Source organism: Paraburkholderia sp. CNPSo 3272, from assembly GCF_024206495.1.
GTDB lineage: Bacteria > Pseudomonadota > Gammaproteobacteria > Burkholderiales > Burkholderiaceae > Paraburkholderia.
On sequence record NZ_JAMBPQ010000003.1, the window covers coordinates 78,114 to 96,005 of the forward strand.

Annotated in this window: 18 protein-coding genes and 1 pseudogene; 4 read left to right on the plus strand and 15 right to left on the minus strand. The window is 66.8% G+C overall.

Translation table 11 applies throughout. The annotated features are described in order from the left end of the window. Positions 1-320: 320 nt before the first annotated feature. Together M3I53_RS04760 and M3I53_RS04765 are read left to right on the plus strand one after the other, a co-directional pair. Positions 321-1,073 (plus strand): hypothetical protein, encoded by a 753-nt coding sequence (locus M3I53_RS04760; protein WP_254314806.1) that lies wholly within the window; start codon positions 321-323, stop codon positions 1,071-1,073. 26 nt (positions 1,074-1,099) lie between these two features. Then, positions 1,100-1,279: a hypothetical protein gene (locus M3I53_RS04765; RefSeq protein ID WP_254314807.1), complete on the plus strand. Its 180-nt coding sequence runs from the start codon at positions 1,100-1,102 to the stop codon at positions 1,277-1,279. Positions 1,280-1,295: 16 nt separating this feature from the next. On the opposite strand, the gene M3I53_RS04770 is transcribed toward M3I53_RS04765, so the two are convergent. From M3I53_RS04770 to M3I53_RS04790, 5 genes are all read right to left on the minus strand, one after another. Further along, positions 1,296-2,144 carry an AraC family transcriptional regulator gene (locus tag M3I53_RS04770; RefSeq protein WP_254314808.1) on the minus strand — a complete coding sequence of 283 codons (849 nt, stop codon included), beginning with the start codon at positions 2,142-2,144 and terminating at the stop codon, positions 1,296-1,298. Positions 2,145-2,262: 118 nt separating this feature from the next. Beyond that, on the minus strand, positions 2,263-2,526 hold the full coding sequence (locus M3I53_RS04775; RefSeq protein ID WP_254314809.1) for a hypothetical protein: 264 nt from the start codon (positions 2,524-2,526) through the stop codon (positions 2,263-2,265). A gap of 19 nt (positions 2,527-2,545) precedes the next feature. Continuing rightward, complete coding sequence (locus M3I53_RS04780; RefSeq protein WP_254314810.1) at positions 2,546-3,619, minus strand: MBL fold metallo-hydrolase; 1,074 nt, start codon at positions 3,617-3,619, stop codon at positions 2,546-2,548. Between the two features lie 219 nt (positions 3,620-3,838). Then, complete coding sequence (locus tag M3I53_RS04785; RefSeq protein WP_254314811.1) at positions 3,839-4,978, minus strand: hypothetical protein; 1,140 nt, start codon at positions 4,976-4,978, stop codon at positions 3,839-3,841. A gap of 131 nt (positions 4,979-5,109) precedes the next feature. Then, positions 5,110-6,066 (minus strand): LysR family transcriptional regulator, encoded by a 957-nt coding sequence (locus M3I53_RS04790; RefSeq protein ID WP_254314812.1) that lies wholly within the window; start codon positions 6,064-6,066, stop codon positions 5,110-5,112. 114 nt (positions 6,067-6,180) lie between these two features. Between M3I53_RS04790 and M3I53_RS04795 the strand changes: the two are divergent. After that, a pseudogene (locus tag M3I53_RS04795) lies at positions 6,181-6,408 on the plus strand (RidA family protein); the annotation flags it as partial. 87 nt (positions 6,409-6,495) lie between these two features. On the opposite strand, the gene M3I53_RS04800 reads toward M3I53_RS04795, so the two are convergent. From M3I53_RS04800 to M3I53_RS04815, 4 genes are all read right to left on the minus strand, one after another. Then, positions 6,496-7,596: a nitronate monooxygenase family protein gene (locus tag M3I53_RS04800; protein ID WP_254314813.1), complete on the minus strand. Its 1,101-nt coding sequence runs from the start codon at positions 7,594-7,596 to the stop codon at positions 6,496-6,498. A 29-nt stretch (positions 7,597-7,625) separates the two neighbouring features. After that, a complete protein-coding gene (locus tag M3I53_RS04805; protein ID WP_254314814.1) occupies positions 7,626-8,906 on the minus strand; it encodes an MFS transporter in 1,281 nt (426 codons plus the stop codon). Beyond that, complete coding sequence (locus M3I53_RS04810) at positions 8,903-10,114, minus strand: YbfB/YjiJ family MFS transporter (RefSeq protein ID WP_254314815.1); 1,212 nt, start codon at positions 10,112-10,114, stop codon at positions 8,903-8,905. The genes M3I53_RS04805 and M3I53_RS04810 overlap by 4 nt, the downstream gene beginning before the upstream one ends. 133 nt (positions 10,115-10,247) lie before the next feature. Then, positions 10,248-11,174, minus strand: a complete 927-nt coding sequence (locus M3I53_RS04815; RefSeq protein ID WP_254314816.1) for a LysR family transcriptional regulator — start codon at positions 11,172-11,174, stop codon at positions 10,248-10,250. A gap of 110 nt (positions 11,175-11,284) precedes the next feature. Between M3I53_RS04815 and M3I53_RS04820 the strand changes: the two genes are divergently transcribed. Continuing rightward, positions 11,285-11,698 carry a hypothetical protein gene (locus tag M3I53_RS04820; RefSeq protein WP_254314817.1) on the plus strand — a complete coding sequence of 138 codons (414 nt, stop codon included), beginning with the start codon at positions 11,285-11,287 and terminating at the stop codon, positions 11,696-11,698. A gap of 10 nt (positions 11,699-11,708) precedes the next feature. Here the strand turns inward: M3I53_RS04820 and M3I53_RS04825 are convergent, their stop codons facing one another. The 6 genes from M3I53_RS04825 to M3I53_RS04850 form a co-directional block, all read right to left on the minus strand. Continuing rightward, on the minus strand, positions 11,709-12,827 hold the full coding sequence (locus M3I53_RS04825) for a malate/lactate/ureidoglycolate dehydrogenase (RefSeq protein WP_254314818.1): 1,119 nt from the start codon (positions 12,825-12,827) through the stop codon (positions 11,709-11,711). Between the two features lie 57 nt (positions 12,828-12,884). Continuing rightward, positions 12,885-14,159, minus strand: a complete 1,275-nt coding sequence (locus M3I53_RS04830) for an MFS transporter (RefSeq protein WP_254314819.1) — start codon at positions 14,157-14,159, stop codon at positions 12,885-12,887. 70 nt (positions 14,160-14,229) lie between these two features. Next, the gene (locus M3I53_RS04835) at positions 14,230-15,777 is read right to left on the minus strand and encodes a UxaA family hydrolase (protein WP_254314820.1); all 1,548 of its coding nucleotides are present in this window, start codon (positions 15,775-15,777) and stop codon (positions 14,230-14,232) included. Continuing rightward, complete coding sequence (locus tag M3I53_RS04840; protein WP_254314821.1) at positions 15,774-16,694, minus strand: SMP-30/gluconolactonase/LRE family protein; 921 nt, start codon at positions 16,692-16,694, stop codon at positions 15,774-15,776. The genes M3I53_RS04835 and M3I53_RS04840 overlap by 4 nt, the downstream gene beginning before the upstream one ends. 163 nt (positions 16,695-16,857) lie before the next feature. Next, positions 16,858-17,211 (minus strand): cupin domain-containing protein, encoded by a 354-nt coding sequence (locus tag M3I53_RS04845; RefSeq protein ID WP_254314822.1) that lies wholly within the window; start codon positions 17,209-17,211, stop codon positions 16,858-16,860. A gap of 29 nt (positions 17,212-17,240) precedes the next feature. Further along, complete coding sequence (locus M3I53_RS04850; RefSeq protein ID WP_254314823.1) at positions 17,241-17,879, minus strand: FMN-binding negative transcriptional regulator; 639 nt, start codon at positions 17,877-17,879, stop codon at positions 17,241-17,243. Positions 17,880-17,892 lie beyond the last annotated feature (13 nt).

Sequence of the window (17,892 nt, forward strand, 5' to 3'; positions counted from 1 at the left end):
AAAATCGATGCATGCGCAACGTGTGCCGCCTGGTGCACCCGTGTGCTGCACGACGGGCGTAAGGGTTTGCGCGGCCAACTCCCGATGTGGCAACTCATCATGGACGAGGGAGTGGCGGCAGACGGATTTCGAACCCGACGCATTCGTCGTAATCCACGGCACTTGCGTGCGAGCGCAAGCTGCCGGCGGGTATCATTGAACAGTTGAATCGCTGCAGTGCAAACTGCATGGCCGTCGCCAACGATCCGCGAGCTTCGGATCGATTCGACGGCTTGCGACACGTCACACCCAATCACGCACCACACTGGGCCCTCTCGACAATGCGCATTTTCGGAATCAGCCTTTACGTCATCATCGCCCTGCTCTTTGCAGTGCATGCCATCCGCAACCAGCAGAACATGTACTGGCTGCTGATCCTGTTTCTTTTCCCCGGCCTCGGCAGCCTCGTCTACTTCTTCGTCATTTATCTGCCGAGCCTGCGCCAGTCGCGCGGGGCGAGGGCGACAGGGCGGGCCATCTCGCAACTGGTCGACCCCAACCGCGCCGTGCGCGAAGCGCGCAACGATTTCGACCGTGCGCCGACCGTCGCGCACCGTATGCGGCTGGGCGCTGCGCTGCTCGACGCGGGCAACGCCGTGGAAGCGCTGGAGCATTACCAGGCGGCGGCCACCGGGCCGTTCGCATCCGATCCCGCGTTGCTCGAGGGCCTCGCACGCGCCCAGTTTGTCAACGGTAATGCCGTGGCCACGCAGGAGACGCTCGAAAAGCTGTTCGCCGTCCAGCCAGTCGCCCGCCAGCAGCCGGATCCCTCCTTGCTGTATGCACGGGCGCTCGCCGCGAACGGCGCAGCGGGCACGCGCGCCGCGTTCGAAGCCGCGCTCTCGTGTGCCAGCGACGCCGCCCCGCGTTGCCTGTTCGCCGACTGGCTGGCGAAGCAGCCCGGCGACGCCGACCGCCAGCGCTCGCGCGAGCTTTATACCGAGATCGTGCACGACGCGAAGCACTGGCCGCGCCACGCCCGCGAGCACAATAGCGAGTGGCTGCAACGGGCTCAGGCCGCGTTGAGCCGATAGCGCAGACCTTCCCGCGAGGAGCCGCCGTGCGAGAAACCACCGTAAAGTTCAAACGTGGCATGTTCACAGCGCTTTTCACTTTCGTCGCGCTGATCTGCGTGCACCCGTTCACGGCCCGCTACCCATCGCTGGGCATCGCAGCGTTTGCCGGCGGCGCTTGCGCATTCGTCGGCACACAACTGGCGAGCTGGCTGTTCCGCCGGTAACGCGAGCGCAGCGCAATCACATGCGCGCACACATGCGCCGATAGGTGGCCGGCGTCATGCGGTACGCGCGGCGAAACCAGCGGCCGAGATGACTCTGGTCCGCGAAACCCACCTCAGCCGCGACCCGCGCCGGCGTGTGGCCCGCCGCCAGCAGCCTGCGCGCGGCACGCAGGCGCAAGCGCACCAGGTACGCATGGGGCGACGTGCCGAATTCGCGCTGGAACAGGCGCGTCAGACGAAACCGGTCGATGCCCGAGCTATCGACGAGTTCGTCGAGCCCGATGTTCACGCTCATATGTTCGTGCAGCAGATCGCGCACGCGGGCAAGGGCGGGCGAAGCGGGGCGCGCCGCAGCGGTCGTCTCGAGCAGATGGCCGCCCAGGCGCTCAAGCAAGCAGTCGAGCGCCTCATCGCGCGCGAGCCGGCCTTCCTCGCCGTATAGCGCAAGAAACGCACGGCGGATCGACTCGGTCAGGCGCGGGTCGTCAACGAGCGTCTGGCCGAAAGCGGGCACCACGCCGCCCAGGCCCGCGATGTTCAGCCTGCGCGCCGCACACTCGACCCACGGCTGCGGGAGGTACAGCATCGCGTAGGTGAAGCCGCCCGGCTCGGGCGCGTGACCGTCGTGCAGCGCGCCCGGCTCGATCAGGATCGCCCGGCCCGGCACGCTCGTATGCAGCGACCGGTGACACTGAAAGCGCTGCACCCCCTGCTCCGTATAGCCGATCAGCATGTCGTCGTGATCGTGGGGGTCGTAGGCATGGCCGCTGAAATGCGCGCGCAGGCTCTCAATGCCCGTCTGCGCATCTCGCCGCGCGACGAGCCAGTGTTCGTTCCGGCCCTCAGTCACCGTGGCGTTCGTCATGGCAATCCTCGCTCCTCGTGCCCGATTCCTTTCAAGGGCAAGAGTGTACGCCGGCCATGCGCGGAGGACCGTACGTGGCCTCCTCGGCGTGATCGGCGCCGGCTCTCGATCATCGGGTTCAGTCGTCGAACTCGCCGGCCTGCAGCGCTTCGTCGAAATCCGTGATCCATGGGGCGAAGTGATCGGTGTCGTAGGTGGCCGTCTTGCCGTTGGCGATCCGCGTAACGGATACCTGGCGAATCGCCGCGCGCTCGCCGCCGTCGGCCGTTTTCTCGTGGTCCGAGATCCGGAATTCGCGCAGGTCGAGCCCCCGGCTCGCGAGCACGGCCTTGACGTCCTCCTGTTCGTCCCAGGAAAACTCGGCGAAGTCGTGGGCTGTCATGTTCGTCTCCTCCAGGGCGTCATAGGGGACCGCACGGCGCGACGGGCAATCCCTCGGCCTTCCAGCGCAACATGCCGCCAGCGAGATTGGCCACCTTGCCGAAGCCCGCCTTGGTCAGCAATACGCTTGCCTGCGCGGAGCGCACGCCGGAGCGGCACACCGCCACGACAGGCCGTTCGCGATCGAGCTCGTCGATGCGGGCCATCAGTTGCGAGAGCGGCACGAGCTTCGCATCGGGCAGATGGCCGAGTTGGTCGATGAACTCCGGGGCCTCGCGCACGTCGACGATCTGCAGCGCGGCCGCATGCTCCAGCAGCGCCATGGGCTCGATTTCCCACACGCCGCTAAAGCGCAGCGTGAGCGGCGCCCAGTCGGGCGTTTCCTGGATTGGCGCGTCGCCTTCGGGCTTGCCGCAGCGCAGGTTGGCGGGCACCGCGACGGCCATCTGCTTGGGGTGCGGCAAATTCAGGTTGTGCATATAGCCCGCGAAGTCGCCGAGATCGACGTCGCCGCCCAGGCGCGGATTGAAGCGACACTCCTCCGCCACGCTCGTAACCGTGATGCCGCGGTAGTCGTGCGCCGGGTAGAGCAGGCAGTCGTGCGGCAGCGAGAGGATCTGCTCGCGCACGGAAGTGAAAAGCTGTTCCGCGCTCCCGCCCTGAAAATCGGTGCGGCCGCAGCCGCGTATCAGCAGGCTGTCGCCGGTGAAGGCCATGCTCGCGTCGTCGAGCACGTAGGTCAGGCAGCCGCTGGTGTGGCCGGGCGTGGCGCGCACTTCCAGATACCGCTTGCCGAAGGCGATGCGATCGCCGTGCCGCAGCGAACGGTTCACGCCCTCGGCGCCCACCGCCTCGGCGAGCGCGATCTGGCTGCCGCTGCGCTCGCGCAAGCGCCACGCGCCCGTGACATGGTCGGCGTGCACATGGGTGTCGAGCGTCGCCTGCAGGCGCAGGCCCAGTTCCTGCAACAGCGCGAGGTCGCGCGGCACCTGCTCGTAGACCGGGTCGATCAGCAGCGCCTCGCCGCTTTCGGGGTCGCCGAGCAGGTAGGTATAGGTGGACGATACGGGGTCGAAAAGCTGGCGAAAGATCATCGCGGCTCTCTGTTTGGGCAAACGCCTGGTGCACTTTCCAGTATGCCGCATCCGGTTTCGGTCCGGCGGCTCCACGTGCGCGATTTACCTGCGTTTGTTCGGCACAGAACCAAAGAGCCGAAAGGCCGCTCGCCGCGATGCGGCTCATCGATTGCCATTGCCCGGCTCGCCCCTGTGCTTCGGCGCGAGCCATGGGGAGCGACGTTGCGTCGTTGCCGATCAGTTACCCGTGCGCAACGTCCAGACCGTTGCCGCATTGGTGGTGTCGTCTACGGCGGCGAACTGCGAGTGGTGCTGGCTGTCCACGCCAAATGCGAGCCCGAACGCGGAACCCGTCGTGGGATCGACCGACATCTGCGCGACGAACTGGCCTTCCACGGTGAATTCGACAATCTCGCTTGGCTGTTGCGGGTCGGCGTTCACGGCGTCGCCATTGGCCGTGACGAGATGCCCGTTGGGCGCGAGCGCAAGGGCAAGCGGTCCGTGCAGATGGTTGTTGTCCTGATAGATCAGCCGCCCCACTCCGCCGCTATGATTCGCACCCGCCGCGCCGTAGATGGCGAACACCGCGTTGTCGCCTGTCGAAGCGACGTAGAGCACGTCGTGCTGGCCATCATAGGCGAGGCCCGTCGGGCCGACGACCAGCGCAGCCGGATCGGTGCGATGCATGTAGCCCGAAGCGACGATGGTCGAGGAGGGCAACTCCTTCACGCCGTCCTCGCCGATCGCAAGGTCTATCCGGGCGACGGTGCCGTCGAGGACGTCCGAGACGAAGACCTTCACGACTTGTCCGCCGTCGAGCACGGTGAGGTCCCAGGGGCCGTCGAGCAGCCGCGCATCTTTGAGTTCCTTGACGAGCCGGCCCTGGGGATTGATCACGAGAAGCGAGCCCGGCGCGGTGACGTTCTTGCCGTCGGGGGTCGGCACGTTGCCCACCAGCACGAAGCCGCTTCTCAGCACGACGAGCGCCGTGGTGAGACCGAGGTTGGCGCCCTGGAAGAACGTCACCGGCTGGCTATTCGGAACGAGCTTCACGATCGTCGTGCCGGTGCCTTGCAGATTCGATTTCGCGTTGAAGTTGGACACCACCACGTCGCCGGGTTTGAGCGTGCTCCATGAGGGCACGCCGAACGGTACGAATGCAATGCCGTACGGATTGACGTCGCCATTGGACGGCACGGTCGACGCAGTCGCGAAGGCCGGCGGCAGGATCGCCTGCAGGCCATCGGCGCGCACGGTTCCCAGCGCCAGGGCGAAGAGCCCGGCACCCAACGCGAGGTGACGCAGTCGCGTCACGAACGCCGCCCGGTTCCGGCCGAAGTAAGAACGACATGCAGACAACGAGCGAGAAGCTTTCATCTGACACCTCCTTCTCGCGGGGACGGTCCGGACGCCAGGACGACTCGCGCGGCCAGTGAACGCACCATGCTTCGCGCGCCCCGCGTTTTGCGTAAACGATCCGGAGGCGAGGCTATTCCGCGTGGCGCGCTTCAACGTTTCGCGGTTCCGGTCTGCACTTTCGGCGCGATCGCAGGCACCGCCAGCTGCTCCACCAGAAAATCCACGAACGCCCGCACGCGCGACGTCAGGTAACGGGCATGCGGATACAGCAGAATGAACGGGCGCGTGCGTCCACCCTCCTCGCGCAGCACTTCCACGAGCCTGCCTTCGCGCAGGTCGTCCGCCACCACGAAGCGATACGTCTGGAACAGCCCCGCTCCCGCGCGCGCGAGCGTCACGCCGGCGAGCGCGTCGCCCGACGTTCCGTAACTTCCGCTCGTGATCACATCGCCATCTTCATTGGCATTGCCGTCGAACGTCCACGCAAGATGACGCCCACTACTTGGCAGTTCGAACTGTATGCATTCGTGCGACTGCAGATCCGCCACGGACTTGGGCACGCCCGCGCGCTTCAGATAGGCGGGCGTGGCCACCACCACCATCTCCGCGTCTTCGAGCTTGCGCGCCACGAGGTTGGAATCGGCGGGCGCGCGTCCGCGAATCGCCAGGTCGAAGCCTTCGTCTGCGAAGTCGATGTTGCGGTTGCTCAAATGCGTGTCGACCTGCACCTCCGGATAGCGCTCGCGAAACGCCGGCAAGAGCGGCAACACGCGATAGTGCCCGTAGGGCGTGGGCATGCTGATGCGCAGCACGCCAGCCGGCGTGGTCTGCTCGCCTGTGACTTCGCGCTCGGCGTCCACGAGTTGCGAGAGCGCCTGGCGGCACTGCTCGAAGTAGCGCCGTCCCGCATCGGTCAGGCGGATCTGACGCGTCGTGCGCACGAACAGGCGCACGCCTAGCCGCTCTTCGAGCCGCGCCACGGATCGGCTCACCGCGGCGGGCGTGACGCTCGCCGCATTGGCCGCCAGCGTGAAGCTGCCCAGCTCCGCCGCCTGGCAGAACAGTTCGATGCTGCCTAGCAGCAGATCGTCGAATTTGCGTTGCATGCCCGTTTTCTCCTGATTGCTCCCGTTCGCGCCCGATGCTTTAGTTCTATGCTGAAGGGTCCCGCATGAGGCGAATGGTCATCACCACTGGAGGAGAACATCGTGTCCGTCGAACACCTGGGCAGCTTCGAGCGGCTGCATCACATCGTGCGCATGGAAGGCCACGTGAGCAGCGCCGAAGGCTTTCTCGAGCAGCCTGGCGTGCTCGACGCCGCGTCGGATCTCTTCGCCGCCGTGCTCGGCGAGAAGGCCGGACACGCGCGCTCCGCGTTCTCGCATGCGCGACTGCCCCTCGATCTGCCCGTCGAACTCGTGGTGATCGCACAGATTCTGCCTGCCTGAAGCCGTCTTCGCCGCCGCGTAAAGGAACATCGGCACGCGCATCCATCGCGCGTGCCGATCTTCCCGGTTGCGTTTATCGAATGCTGCTCAAGCCCACACCGACTGCAACCGTGCGATGCTCTCGCGCGTCTCACGCTCCAGTTGCGCCACCAGTTCCGCCGCCGGCAACGCGCGCGCGAGCGGCGCGGCCTGGCCCGCCCACTGCGCGCCGTAGCCGAACTCGCCCTTGGCCTTCGCTGCCGCGGTCAGCGCCTTGCCCGCGTCGTACGTGATCGGATAAGACGGAATGCGCGGCGCCTTGGGATCCTCGCCAAGCGCAGTAAAGCGGTTAACGATGCTGCGCGCCAGCCGCCCCGAGATCGCCGAGGTGAACGTAGTATGGCGCGCGGCGTCGCCGAGCAAGGCGGCCCGATAGCCTTCGTCCGCAGCGCTTTCCGGGCAGGCCACGAACGCCGTGCCCAGTTGCGCCGCCTGCGCGCCCAGCGCGAGTGCGGCCGCAATGCCCGCGCCGTCCATGATGCCGCCCGCCGCGATCACGGGCACATCGAATTCGCTCACCAGCAGGCGCGTGAGCGCGAACGTGCCGAGGCCGTCGTCGCGGGCATTCTGATCGAACACGCCGCGATGGCCGCCCGCCTCCACACCCTGGGCGACGATCGCATCCACGCCCGCCTCCACCGCTGCGGCCGCTTCGTCGATATTGGTTGCACTCGCATACAAACGAATGCCTGCGTGCTTGAGTTCGGCGATCACGGCATCGGGCGGCAGGCCGAAATGGAAGCTCACCACCGCCGGCTTCTCTTCGAGCAGCATGGTCTGCATGGCCTTGTCCACGACGAAGCTCGTGTAGATCTCCGAGAGCGACGCGGGCGGCTTCGCGCCGTATTGCTCGAACACCGGCGCGAGCCAGTCGAGCCATGCACGCTCCACGGCCGCGTCGGCCGTGGCCGGGCGATGGCAGAACACGTTGATGTTGAACGGCCTCGCCGTCAGCTCGCGCGTCTGGTGGATCGCGCGGCGCGCGTTCTCCACGTTCATCGCCGCCACACCCAGCGAGCCGAGCGCGCCCGCATTCGACACGGCGGCGGCCAGCGCCGGCGTGGTGGTGCCCGCCATGGGCGCCTGAATGATCGGCTTCTGAATGCCGAGCGAGCGCAGCAACGCCCGTTGGTCCACTTGAGTGCTCATGTTGCGTTCCCTCCGGAAGCGTTCCAGTTTCAAGCGTGAGCGCGGCGCTGCGCCCAGTGCGCGAGTCCGCCGCATGCGACCAGCAGCGCGCCGGTCGCGAAAAACACGGCGTGCAGACCGAAGTGAACGCCGATCACGCCGCCGATCACCGGGCCCACCACCTGGCCGCTGAATTGCGCCGACTGCAAATAGCCGAGCATGCGGCCCGTTTTGCTTTCGTCTACCGACTGCCGTGCGAGCTTGCCGATCGAAGGCAAGAGTCCCGCGAGCGTCATGCCCATCACCACACGCAGGCCCGCGAGCTGCCACCAGTGAGTGACGAACGCCTGCGGCACCATCGCGAGCCCTGTGAGCACGAGGCAGGCGACGATCACGCGCCAGCTCCCGAAGCGGTCGGCCAGTGCGCCCAGGCGCGCCGCCGTCAGCATGCTGCCAAGCGCCGAGCATGCCATGACCACGCCCGCCACGCGCGCGAGATGCGCCGCGCCCACGCCCAGGCTGCCGATATACACCGTGATGACGGGCTCGATGGACATGTTGGCGAGCAGCACCATCATCGCAGTCACGAGCAGCGCGGCCACCACCGCATAGTCGGGGCGGCGCGCACCGCTGCCCGAACCGGCCGCCGCGTTGCTTGCGTGCGGTTTCGCGTCGCTTTCTGGATGAAACTCTTCCTTCACCACGAAGATGGTCAGGAGCGCCGCCACGGCGATCATCGCACCGCCGGCGAAAAAGGTGCCGCGAATGCCGATCCAGCCGGGCAGCACGCCGCCCACCAGCGGTCCCACGAGATTGCCTGCGAGCGCGCCCGTGGAAAGAATGCCGAGCGCCCAGCCCGCGCGCTCGCGCGGCGCCTGGGTGCCGACCATCACCGTGGAAGCCGACGCATAGCCACCCACGAGGCCGGCGATCAGACGCAGCGCGACGAGCTCGTACACATTGTGCGCCACGCCGATCAACGACATCACCACGGCCATGCCGATGGCGGCGCGCACGAGCATGGGCTTGCGGCCATAGCGGTCGGCGAGGCGCCCCCAGATCGGCGCGGTGAGCGCCGTGCCGAGGAAGGTCGCGCCGAACGCCACGCCCGACCACTGGATCACGGCGGACTGCGAGCTCACGCCGAGCTGCCGAACGTAGAGCGGCAGGAATGGCAGCAGCATGCTGAGGCTCACGAGCGTCGTGAACGAGCCGATTACGCACACGACGAGATTGCGCCGCCAGTATTGCGCATTGCGCTCCGAGTAGCCGCGCGGTTGCGGGTTTGACTGCCGCAGCGCAGCCGCGGGTGAGGAGACGGTGGTATTCACTTGGCCCCCAACGCGGCGAAGAGATCGACGAAGAGCGCAACCACGAGCGCCGCGGCGCCGATGGTGAAGAGCACGAGGTAGTTGCCGCCGCTCGACGAGAACACGAACGACAGGCCATACGCGGCGACCGCCTGCATCACGGCGAAGCTCGTCGTGGCGCGGGTCCACGCGCCCTTCACGGCCGACGGATGGTGCGCGAGCAGTTCGTTCACGCGGCCGAGCACCAGCGGCACGATGCCCGGCGTGAAGGCGCCCACCAGCACGGCGGAAACCATCAGCCCCGCCGGACCGAAAATGCCGAGAGCCGGAATCGCGACCGCCACTGCCTGCACCAGATAGGCGGCGCGCAACGCGGGACCGAAGCCCGCGCGGTCGGCAAGGTGCCCCGCCGCTAGCGGGCCGACGATCGCGCCGATGCCGTACAGCACCCAGAACTCGGCGCCCGCATCCACGCCGCGCCCCAGTCCGCGCGCCACATAGTCGACGAGGAAGATCATGTGCGGCACGAGCCCCACGGCGTTCAGCCCGTACTCGGCATAGAGCGCGCGCAGCTTCGCGCGGGGGTAAGCCTTGGCGTGTTCGAAGCGCGAGGGCGCGTGAGCGTGCGCCGGCGTGCTGCCGTGCTCGGGCCAGCCGTTCCACGCCACGGCCGTGAGCAGCAGCGAGACGACGGCGAGTCCGAGCCAGGTTGCCGTGAGGCCCTGGCGCAGCAGAATCGGCACGATCGTGCCCGAGGCGGCAATGCCGAGCCCGATGCCAGTGAAGATGCCGCCGCTCGCGAAGCCGCGGCGCGCCGCCGGCACGTGCGCGAGGATCGTGGGTGCGGCGAGCACCATCAGAGCGCCGCCCGACAGGCCCGAGGCGAAACGCCAGACGAAGAACCAGAGGAACGAAACGGGCACCGCGCAGGCGACGAAGGCGATGGTCGCGAGCAGCATCATCGCGCGCAGCACCGTGGCGGGTTTGGCGGCGCGAACCATCGCGCCTGCGAGCAGCGCACCGGCCAGATAACCGCCCAGGTTAGCAGCGCCGAGGTAGGCGGCAGTCGAGGCGGGGAACCAGTGGGCGCCGATGATGGCGGGCAGCAACGGCGTATAGGCGAAACGCGCGAGACCAATGCCGATGAGGCTTGCGCTAGCCCCGGCGAGCGTGCCCCGCCAGACGTTGTAGGCCGCGGGCGCGGACGGATTCGAGACGGCTTGATGCATGACGACTCCCGGAAGCGGATGCAGTGAAGCACCCGCTGAAGTTGGGAGTCAGTCTAGGTTAGATCGCGCGGCGAGAGAATCGCCGCGATACGGAAGTCATTCTTCCGCGCGGCGAACGGATGGCGAACGCTGCTCAGTCGGCGTCGGTAATGCGCCGGGCTTGCTCGAAGTACGCGCGCAGCCGGGGCGCGGCGAAATCGACGAAACTGCGCACTTTGGGCACCGAGAGACGCCCGTGCGGCGTGACGAGATTCGCGGGCAGCGGCCCATGCTCGCTGTCGCGCAGCACGATCCTGAGCCGGCCCGCCTCGACCTCTTCGGCCACGTGATAGGAAAAGAGCCGCGTGACGCCATGCCCCGCAACGGCCGAAGCCCGCGCCGCGCGTATCGTATTCACGATGAAGCGCGGCGAGAACTGCACGACCTGGGGGAGCGCCGTCTGACGCGCCGCCGGGAAGCTCCACGAGTCGAGCCCGAAATGCGTCATCGAGATGATCGGGTGGCTCGCGAGATCGGCGGGCGTCTCGATGGCCGGATGCGTGGCGAGATAGTCGGGCGAGGCCACCACCACGCGCCGCACCTCGCCCACCGGAATGGCGACGAGCGTCGAATCCTGCAGATGCGCAATGCGCAGCGCCACATCGATGCCCTCGTCGATGAGGCTCGCAGGCCGGTCGAGCAGGTGCAGACGGATCGACACCTCTGGGTTGCGGTCGATGAACTCCTCGATCATCGGGCGCAGCACCTCTTCGCCGACGGCCACCGCCGCCGTTACACCCAGCAATCCGCGCGGCGCGGAGCGTTCGTCGGCGGCGAGCAGGTCGGCTTCTTCGAGATCGGCGAGGATGCGCCGGCATGCGAGCGCATAGCGCTCGCCCGCCTCGCTCAGGCGGATCGTGCGCGTGGTGCGGTACAGGAGCGCCGTGCCGGTGTGCTCCTCGAGGAACGCAATGGCCCGGCTCACCGCCGCGGGCGAACGGCCCAGCCGGCGGCCCGCGCCCGCGAGACTCCCCTCGTCGAGCGTGGCGACGAAAACCTTCATGGCGTCGATTCGGTCCATTGCGCGTTTTGGCGTGCGGTCGCTTCGCTCTGTGAATTCCGCGTCGATCTTAGCGGATATCGCGCAGGCGTTAAAATCGGCGCTTCCACTTTTGCGGCAAACGATCACTCATGAAGCGCCTCACCCTCTCGCCGGTCCTCGCTGCCTTCGCTGCCATGGCGCTGGCCGCCGCGCCCGCCCTTGCCCAAACGTCGTCGGGCGATTCGAATTCGAAGCGCGAATGCGCGATCGGTTATGTAACGGGCGTTGCAGGCTCCGCGCAAAGCGTGCGCGACTATCTGGCCACGCCCGACCGCGACCGCATTCGCTACCTCAAGGACAACGAGATTCAATGCAAGATCGCCGACGACGACAGCCACGCGTCCGGCTGCACTGGCGTCACGCTATTGAAGAACGAGAAGGTGAGCGTGTACGACGATAGCGACCCTGCCACCACGGCCATCGTCGTGCGCGTCGAACTCGATCGCGGCACCTACCCGGTGATCATCGTCGCGCCCAAAAACGAGGTGAAGTGCGACGAGTGACCGGACGTGGCTAACGTGAGCTATGCTCGCACGCCGCGATCTCCGCCTCAGTCACGCCCGCCATGCGCGCGGCATCGACGATCTGCGACCAGCTCGTCGCATCCACGGGGACGCCCTGCGCTTCGCGCTGCCGCCGCGTCGCGTCCTCGCGCTCGCCGGGCAGCAGGATCTCGTCGACACCCGCTGCGCGCCGCGTGGCCTTCAGCCATTCCACGAACGCAAGCGCTTCGTGCTCGCGCGAAGGCGCGTCGAAGGCCGCCGGGTCGACGATCACCGACGTCATGCAATTGACGATCGCGTGCGTGGAAACGATGGTTTGCTCGCGCGTCGTGAAGCCGCCCGAGAGCGCGCCCGCCAGAATCTCGCACATCGCGGCGAGCCCCGAACCCTTGTGACCCGCCACCGCGCCGCCGAACGCGCGCAGCGCGCCGTGCTGCGTATCGCTGAACAGCGCGCCCGGATCGCGCGTGGGGCGGCCGTCGCTGTCGATCAGGGCGTCGGCGGGTACATCCACGCCCTTGTTGTAGGCCACGCGCACTTTCCCCGCGGCAATCGCGCTTGTGGCGAAGTCCAGCACCAGCGGCGAGCGCCCCTCGAGCGGAAACGCCGCACAAAACGGATTGGTGCCGAAGCGCCTGTCGATGCCGCCGAACGGCGCGACGAGCGGATCGCCCGCGACGTTGACGAAGTGGAACGACACGAGCCCGGCGCGCGCACATTGCTCCGCCCAGTGCCCGATACGTCCGATGTGATGCGCGTTGCGCAGGCCGAGCGCACACACGCCGAGCGACTTCGCGCGCTCGATGCCGTACTCCATCGCCTCGAACGCCGTGACTTGCCCGAAGCCGCGCCCGGCTTCGATCGTGAGTACCGCACCCGCGTCGCGCACGACCTGCGCGTGCGTATTCAATTTGAGTTCGCCTTCGCGGCACGACAGCATATAGCGCGGAATCATGCCCACGCCGTGCGAGTCGTGCCCGGCGAGATTCGCTTCGACGAGATGATCGGCAACCAGCGTTGCCTCGCGCGCCTCGCTGCCGGCCGCACGCCAGATGGCGACGACGAAGGCGTGCAGCGCGCGAGCCTCGATAACGACTTCTGAACCTTTAGCGGCAGTGGCATTCGACATGTACGTGACCCTGTGTGTGGCAGCGGGGTAAGAGGCCGCGCCTTCGCGGTTACGTGCTTACGTGCGCGGCGCGTAAGCCGGTTGGTCGACGCGGCTGGCCTCGGGAGCCTCAAGCGGCTCGACGCGTCCGACAATCACAAGATAGCTCACCGCGCCCAGCACGCAAAACCCGCCGGCGACCACGAGCGGAATCGTGAACGAGCCGCGCGTGAGCTGCAGCATCACGCCGGTAAACGTCGTCAACGCGATGCCTGCGAGATTCGACGCGAAGTTCTGAATGCCCGCCAGCGAGGCGACATGCCGCGGGGTCGGCGCGACGTCGGCAGGCAGCGACCAGATGCTGGCCGCCGCGGCCGCGAGGCTCCCATAGGCAACTGCAAAGAGCGCCAGCATTACATAGACATCCTGAACAACACCGGTCAACGTGATCACGGACGAAAGCAGCATGCCGCCGACAATGCACGTCTTGCGCGCGGCAGTCAGGCTCCAGCCGCGCTTCACGAGCGTATCGGAGAGCCAGCCGCCCAGCCAGCCGCCGGGTATCGAGGCGATGGCGGGCAAGGTGCCGAGCGTGCCAAGCGACTTGAGCGAGAAACCGCGCGCCTCGACGAGATAGCTCGGGAACCACGTAATGAAGAAGTAAATGACGAAGTTCAGGCAGAAGAAGCCCAGCATCATGCCCCACACGGTGCGGTAGCGGAACAAGCCGCTCCAGCGTATCGAGGCGGCGGCTGGCGCCGGCGCGCGCGGCTGTTCGAGAGCGCTCCGCGCCTCGGGTTCCCGGTACATCACGACCCAGCCCAGGATCCACACGAGCCCGAGTGCGCCGGTAATCAGAAACGACGCCTTCCAGCCCCACGCGGCCATGATGGCGGCCACGAGCGGCAGCGAGAGTGCGGAGCCCACGCGCGAGCCGCTGTCGAAGATGCTCGTGGCGAGCGCGCGTTCATCGCGCGAGAACCATTGGCTCACGAGCTTCGCGCACGACGGATATGCCCCCGCCTCGCCCACGCCGAGCATGAGCCGGCAGCCGAACATCGCCGCGAAGCCGCCCGCTACCGCGGTAGCCCCGGTGAACACCGACCACCAGCCCACGGCGAACGGCAACGCGATGCGCGCGCCGGCCCGGTCGACGAACCAGCCAAACGGCAGTTGCATCACGGCGTAAGTCCAGAAGAAGCCGCTGAGCAGCAGCCCCATGGCGGCAGGACCAATGCCGAGGTCCTTCATGATGTGCGGCGCCGCAACCGCGAGATTGGCGCGGTCGATATAGTTGACCGCAATCGCCAGAAAACAGAAGAAAATGACCAGCCAGCGCGATTTTTCCTTCATGGAAAGCACTCCTTCTGAATGTGGCGTCGTCCAGCAGTGAGTGGCGGCGCCTGTCCGAATCGCTCCCGCTCTACATGACCGCCCCCAGGTGCCAAGGCACGAATTCGTTCTGGCCGTAGCCGTGCAGCTCGCTCTTCGTGCGCTGTCCCGAGGCCGTCGCGAGCATCAACTCGAAGATCGCGGCGCCGGCCTCGTCAACGCTTTGCTCGCCATCCAGAATGCGGCCGCAGTTCAGGTCGATGTCCTCTTCCTGGCGTCGCCACAGCGCGCTGTTCGTGCTGAGCTTGAGCGACGGCGAGGGCGCGCAGCCGTACGCCGAGCCGCGGCCCGTCGTGAAGCAGATCAGGTTGGCGCCGCCCGCCACCTGTCCGGTGGCGGACACCGGGTCGTAGCCGGGTGTATCCATGAACACGAGCCCCTGCGCGCGCACAGGCTGCGCGTATTCGTAGGTTTCGACGAGCCGCGTCGTGCCGCCTTTCGCCACCGCGCCGAGTGACTTTTCGAGAATGGTCGTGAGCCCGCCCGCCTTGTTGCCGGCAGAAGGGTTGTTGTTCATGTTGGCTTCCATGCGCGCGCAATACGCTTCCCACCAGCGAATGCGCGCCACCAGCTTTTCGCCCACTTCGCGCGACACCGCGCGCCGTGTAAGCAGATGCTCGGCCCCGTAGATCTCGGGCGTTTCGGAGAGGATCGCCGTGCCGCCGTGCATGACGAGCCGGTCCACGGCCGCACCGAGCGCCGGGTTCGCAGAAATGCCGGAGTAGCCGTCCGAGCCGCCGCACTGCAAGCCGACCATGAGGTGACGCGCATCGACCGGCTCGCGCGTCACGCGGTTCGCATCGGCCAGCAGCGCACGCACCTGTTCGATGCCCGCTGCCACCGTGCGCGCGGTGCCGCCCGTCTGCTGGATCGTCATGGTCGAAAGGCGCGCGCCGCGCTCGAGATGTTCGGCTTCCACGAGACCATCAATCTGGTTCGTTTCACAGCCGAGTCCGACGATTAGCACGGCGTAGAAGTTGGCGTGTCGTGCATAACCCGCGAGCGTGCGCCGCAACACCGTGATCGGCTCGCCCTCGGCCGCGAGCGCACAGCCTTCGCCGTGCGTGAGCGCCACCACGCCATCCACGTTGGGGAAGGCTTCCAGCGCTTCGGGGTGGGTGTCGCGGCGAAAATGGTCGGCTATCGCGCGGGCGACCGTGGCCGAGCAGTTCACAGACGTCAGGATGCCTATATAGTTGCGCGTCGCGACGCGGCCGTCCGCGCGCCGAATGCCGAGAAACGTGGCAGGCTGCGCAGCGGCCGGCGTGTCGTGCGCGTCCACGCCGAATGCGTAGTCGCGCTCGAAATCGCCCATCGAGAGATTCTGCGTATGCACGTGTTCGCCGCAACGGATCGGCCGGCTCGCAAAGCCGATGATCTGCCCGTAGCGGCGCACCGGATCGCCTGGCTCGATATCGCGCAACGCGACCTTGTGGCCAGGCGGAACCATGCCCGCGACCGTATGGTCGCCATAGAGTGCCGAGCCGGGCATCAACTGTCCGCGCGCGATGGCAACGTCATCGCGCCGATCGAGGAGAATGAGCGCGGAAGAAAGCAAGGCGGGGTCGAGAAGTGTCATAGCCGGTCTCCGTGGGCAGCGCCACGCACGCCAACGTAAAGCGAGTACAGCGACGAGCTGGCCGCAATGAAAAGGCGATTGCGATTCGGGCCGCCGAACACGAGATTCGCGACCGTCTCCGGCACGAGGATCTTGCCGAGCAGCGTGCCATCGGGCGCATAGCAGTGGATGCCGTCGCCCGCGCTCGTCCAGACGTTGCCGTGCTCGTCCACGCGCATGCCGTCGGGCACGCCCGGCGAAACCTCGGCGAATATGCGGCCGTTGTCCAACGCGCCTTGCGCACCTACGTCGAATACGCGGATGTGATGCGGGCCGTTCTCGATATGCGACGCGCCCGAGTCGGCCACGTAGAGCCGCAATTCATCGGGCGAGAAGGCGAGCCCATTGGGCTTCATGAAGTCGTCGGCCACGCGCCGCACCGCGCCGGTATCCGGCGCCACGCGATACACATGGCATGCGCCGATCTCGCTCGGCGCGCGAAAGCCCTCGTAGTCGCCGAGAATGCCGTAGTCGGGGTCGGTGAACCAGATCGAGCCGTCCGAATGCACGATCACGTCGTTGGGCGAATTCAGCCGATGCCCTTCGTAGCGGTCGGCAATGACGGTGATGCGCCCGTCGTGCTCCGTGCGCGTGACGCGGCGCGTGCCGTGTTCGCAGGTCACGAGCCGGCATTCGCGGTCGAGCGTGTTGCCGTTGCTGAAATTCGAGTTCGCGCGAAACACGCCTGTGCCGATGCCGGGCACCCAGCGCATCATCCGGTTGTTGGGAATGTCGCTCCAGACAAGAAAGTCCCCGGCGGGAAACCACACCGGTCCTTCCGCCCACATGCAGCCGCCCGCGAGCTTCTCGAATTGCGCGTTGGGCTGCAGCAGCATGCGAAAGCGCGCATCGTGGATTTCGTATTCGTGGGGATTCATCGTTCCGGCCTCGTACCGTCAGGGTCAGGTCACGGCGATGCGCATGACCGATCGCTCACTGCCGCGCCGGTTTATTAAATACTAGTTGAATAGGCCTGTGAAGATTTTCTTCAAGCGCCTGGAATGTGGTTTACCCGTGTTTACCCGCGAGCGTGCGTGGCAATCAGGTCTTGTCGAACACCTGGTCCAGGTCGTAGACGAGCAGGAACACGCAGCCGGCGTCGCTATGAAATCCTGCATCGACGGTACCCTGTTCGGCGATGCCCGCATATCCCGCAGTGAGCCGCCGGCCGTTTTGCACGGCCTCGCCTTCGAGCACGTAGATGAACTCGGGGCCCGTATGGCGGTGCGCAGGAAACGTTGCCCCTGCAGCGAACCGGACCAGTTGTATCGCGCGGCCGTTCGCCTTGCCGAGGTTCTTGACCTCCACGCCGGGTGCGAAGCGGGAGGGCACCCATGGCAGGCTCGCTGAATCGATGCCTGAGAAGCCGGGCGCGAGCGGCGGGTCGTTAGCCATGACGGGGCCCTCGTGTGCGCTGGTGCGCGCTATTGTGCCTTCTGGTCGGCGGCGGCAAGCATGGCGTCGGCAATGCGAGACTCGCCGCTCGATTTGAGTGCTTCGCCCGCGCCGCGAATATCGCGCTCTTCCTTGTTCTGACTGAGCTTGCTCTTGCCGACCAGACGCGTGATCTCGATCTCCACGCCGACAATCGCCTTGACGAGCGCGTCCGTGTAGTCCTTCGGCGCGTCGGCCATCTTCCAGGGCGTGGGCTGCGTGGCTTCGTGCGTGCGCGTCAGGCGGCCGATCACACCCCGCACGTAGCGCTCGTCGTCGAGAATTCTGATGCGCCCATGGGCATGGACCACGACGTAATTCCAGGTCGGCACCTGCTTGTGCGCCTCGTGCTTGCTCGGATACCAGTTCGGCGAAATATACGCGTCGCCCGCGCGGAAGATCACAAGGACCTCGTCGCCGTTTGCCACGTCCTGCCAAACCGGGTTGGCCCGCGCGACGTGCGCACGCAGCACCCCCAGCTCGCCTTCGGCCGCCGCGAGCTCAAAGGGGATGTGATTGGCATCGAGCCCGCTCTTTCCCTGCGTGACCAACGTCCCGAACGGATATTGGGCGATGCAGTCGTGCAGGACGTCCTTGCGGTTTTCGGCGAAATGGGCTGGTACGTACATGCGTTTGTCCCTG

Excerpts from the sequence above, each read along its gene's own strand:
- M3I53_RS04760 (WP_254314806.1), top strand. The coding sequence starts at position 321 with ATGCGCATTTTCGGAATCAGCCTTTACGTCATCATCGCCCTGCTCTTT.
- M3I53_RS04770 (WP_254314808.1), bottom strand. The coding sequence starts at position 2,144 with ATGACGAACGCCACGGTGACTGAGGGCCGGAACGAACACTGGCTCGTC.
- M3I53_RS04775 (WP_254314809.1), bottom strand. The coding sequence starts at position 2,526 with ATGACAGCCCACGACTTCGCCGAGTTTTCCTGGGACGAACAGGAGGAC.
- M3I53_RS04780 (WP_254314810.1), bottom strand. The coding sequence starts at position 3,619 with ATGATCTTTCGCCAGCTTTTCGACCCCGTATCGTCCACCTATACCTAC.
- M3I53_RS04785 (WP_254314811.1), bottom strand. The coding sequence starts at position 4,978 with ATGAAAGCTTCTCGCTCGTTGTCTGCATGTCGTTCTTACTTCGGCCGG.
- M3I53_RS04790 (WP_254314812.1), bottom strand. The coding sequence starts at position 6,066 with ATGCAACGCAAATTCGACGATCTGCTGCTAGGCAGCATCGAACTGTTC.
- M3I53_RS04800 (WP_254314813.1), bottom strand. The coding sequence starts at position 7,596 with ATGAGCACTCAAGTGGACCAACGGGCGTTGCTGCGCTCGCTCGGCATT.
- M3I53_RS04810 (WP_254314815.1), bottom strand. The coding sequence starts at position 10,114 with ATGCATCAAGCCGTCTCGAATCCGTCCGCGCCCGCGGCCTACAACGTC.
- M3I53_RS04815 (WP_254314816.1), bottom strand. The coding sequence starts at position 11,174 with ATGGACCGAATCGACGCCATGAAGGTTTTCGTCGCCACGCTCGACGAG.
- M3I53_RS04820 (WP_254314817.1), top strand. The coding sequence starts at position 11,285 with ATGAAGCGCCTCACCCTCTCGCCGGTCCTCGCTGCCTTCGCTGCCATG.
- M3I53_RS04825 (WP_254314818.1), bottom strand. The coding sequence starts at position 12,827 with ATGTCGAATGCCACTGCCGCTAAAGGTTCAGAAGTCGTTATCGAGGCT.
- M3I53_RS04830 (WP_254314819.1), bottom strand. The coding sequence starts at position 14,159 with ATGAAGGAAAAATCGCGCTGGCTGGTCATTTTCTTCTGTTTTCTGGCG.
- M3I53_RS04835 (WP_254314820.1), bottom strand. The coding sequence starts at position 15,777 with ATGACACTTCTCGACCCCGCCTTGCTTTCTTCCGCGCTCATTCTCCTC.
- M3I53_RS04840 (WP_254314821.1), bottom strand. The coding sequence starts at position 16,694 with ATGAATCCCCACGAATACGAAATCCACGATGCGCGCTTTCGCATGCTG.
- M3I53_RS04845 (WP_254314822.1), bottom strand. The coding sequence starts at position 17,211 with ATGGCTAACGACCCGCCGCTCGCGCCCGGCTTCTCAGGCATCGATTCA.
- M3I53_RS04850 (WP_254314823.1), bottom strand. The coding sequence starts at position 17,879 with ATGTACGTACCAGCCCATTTCGCCGAAAACCGCAAGGACGTCCTGCAC.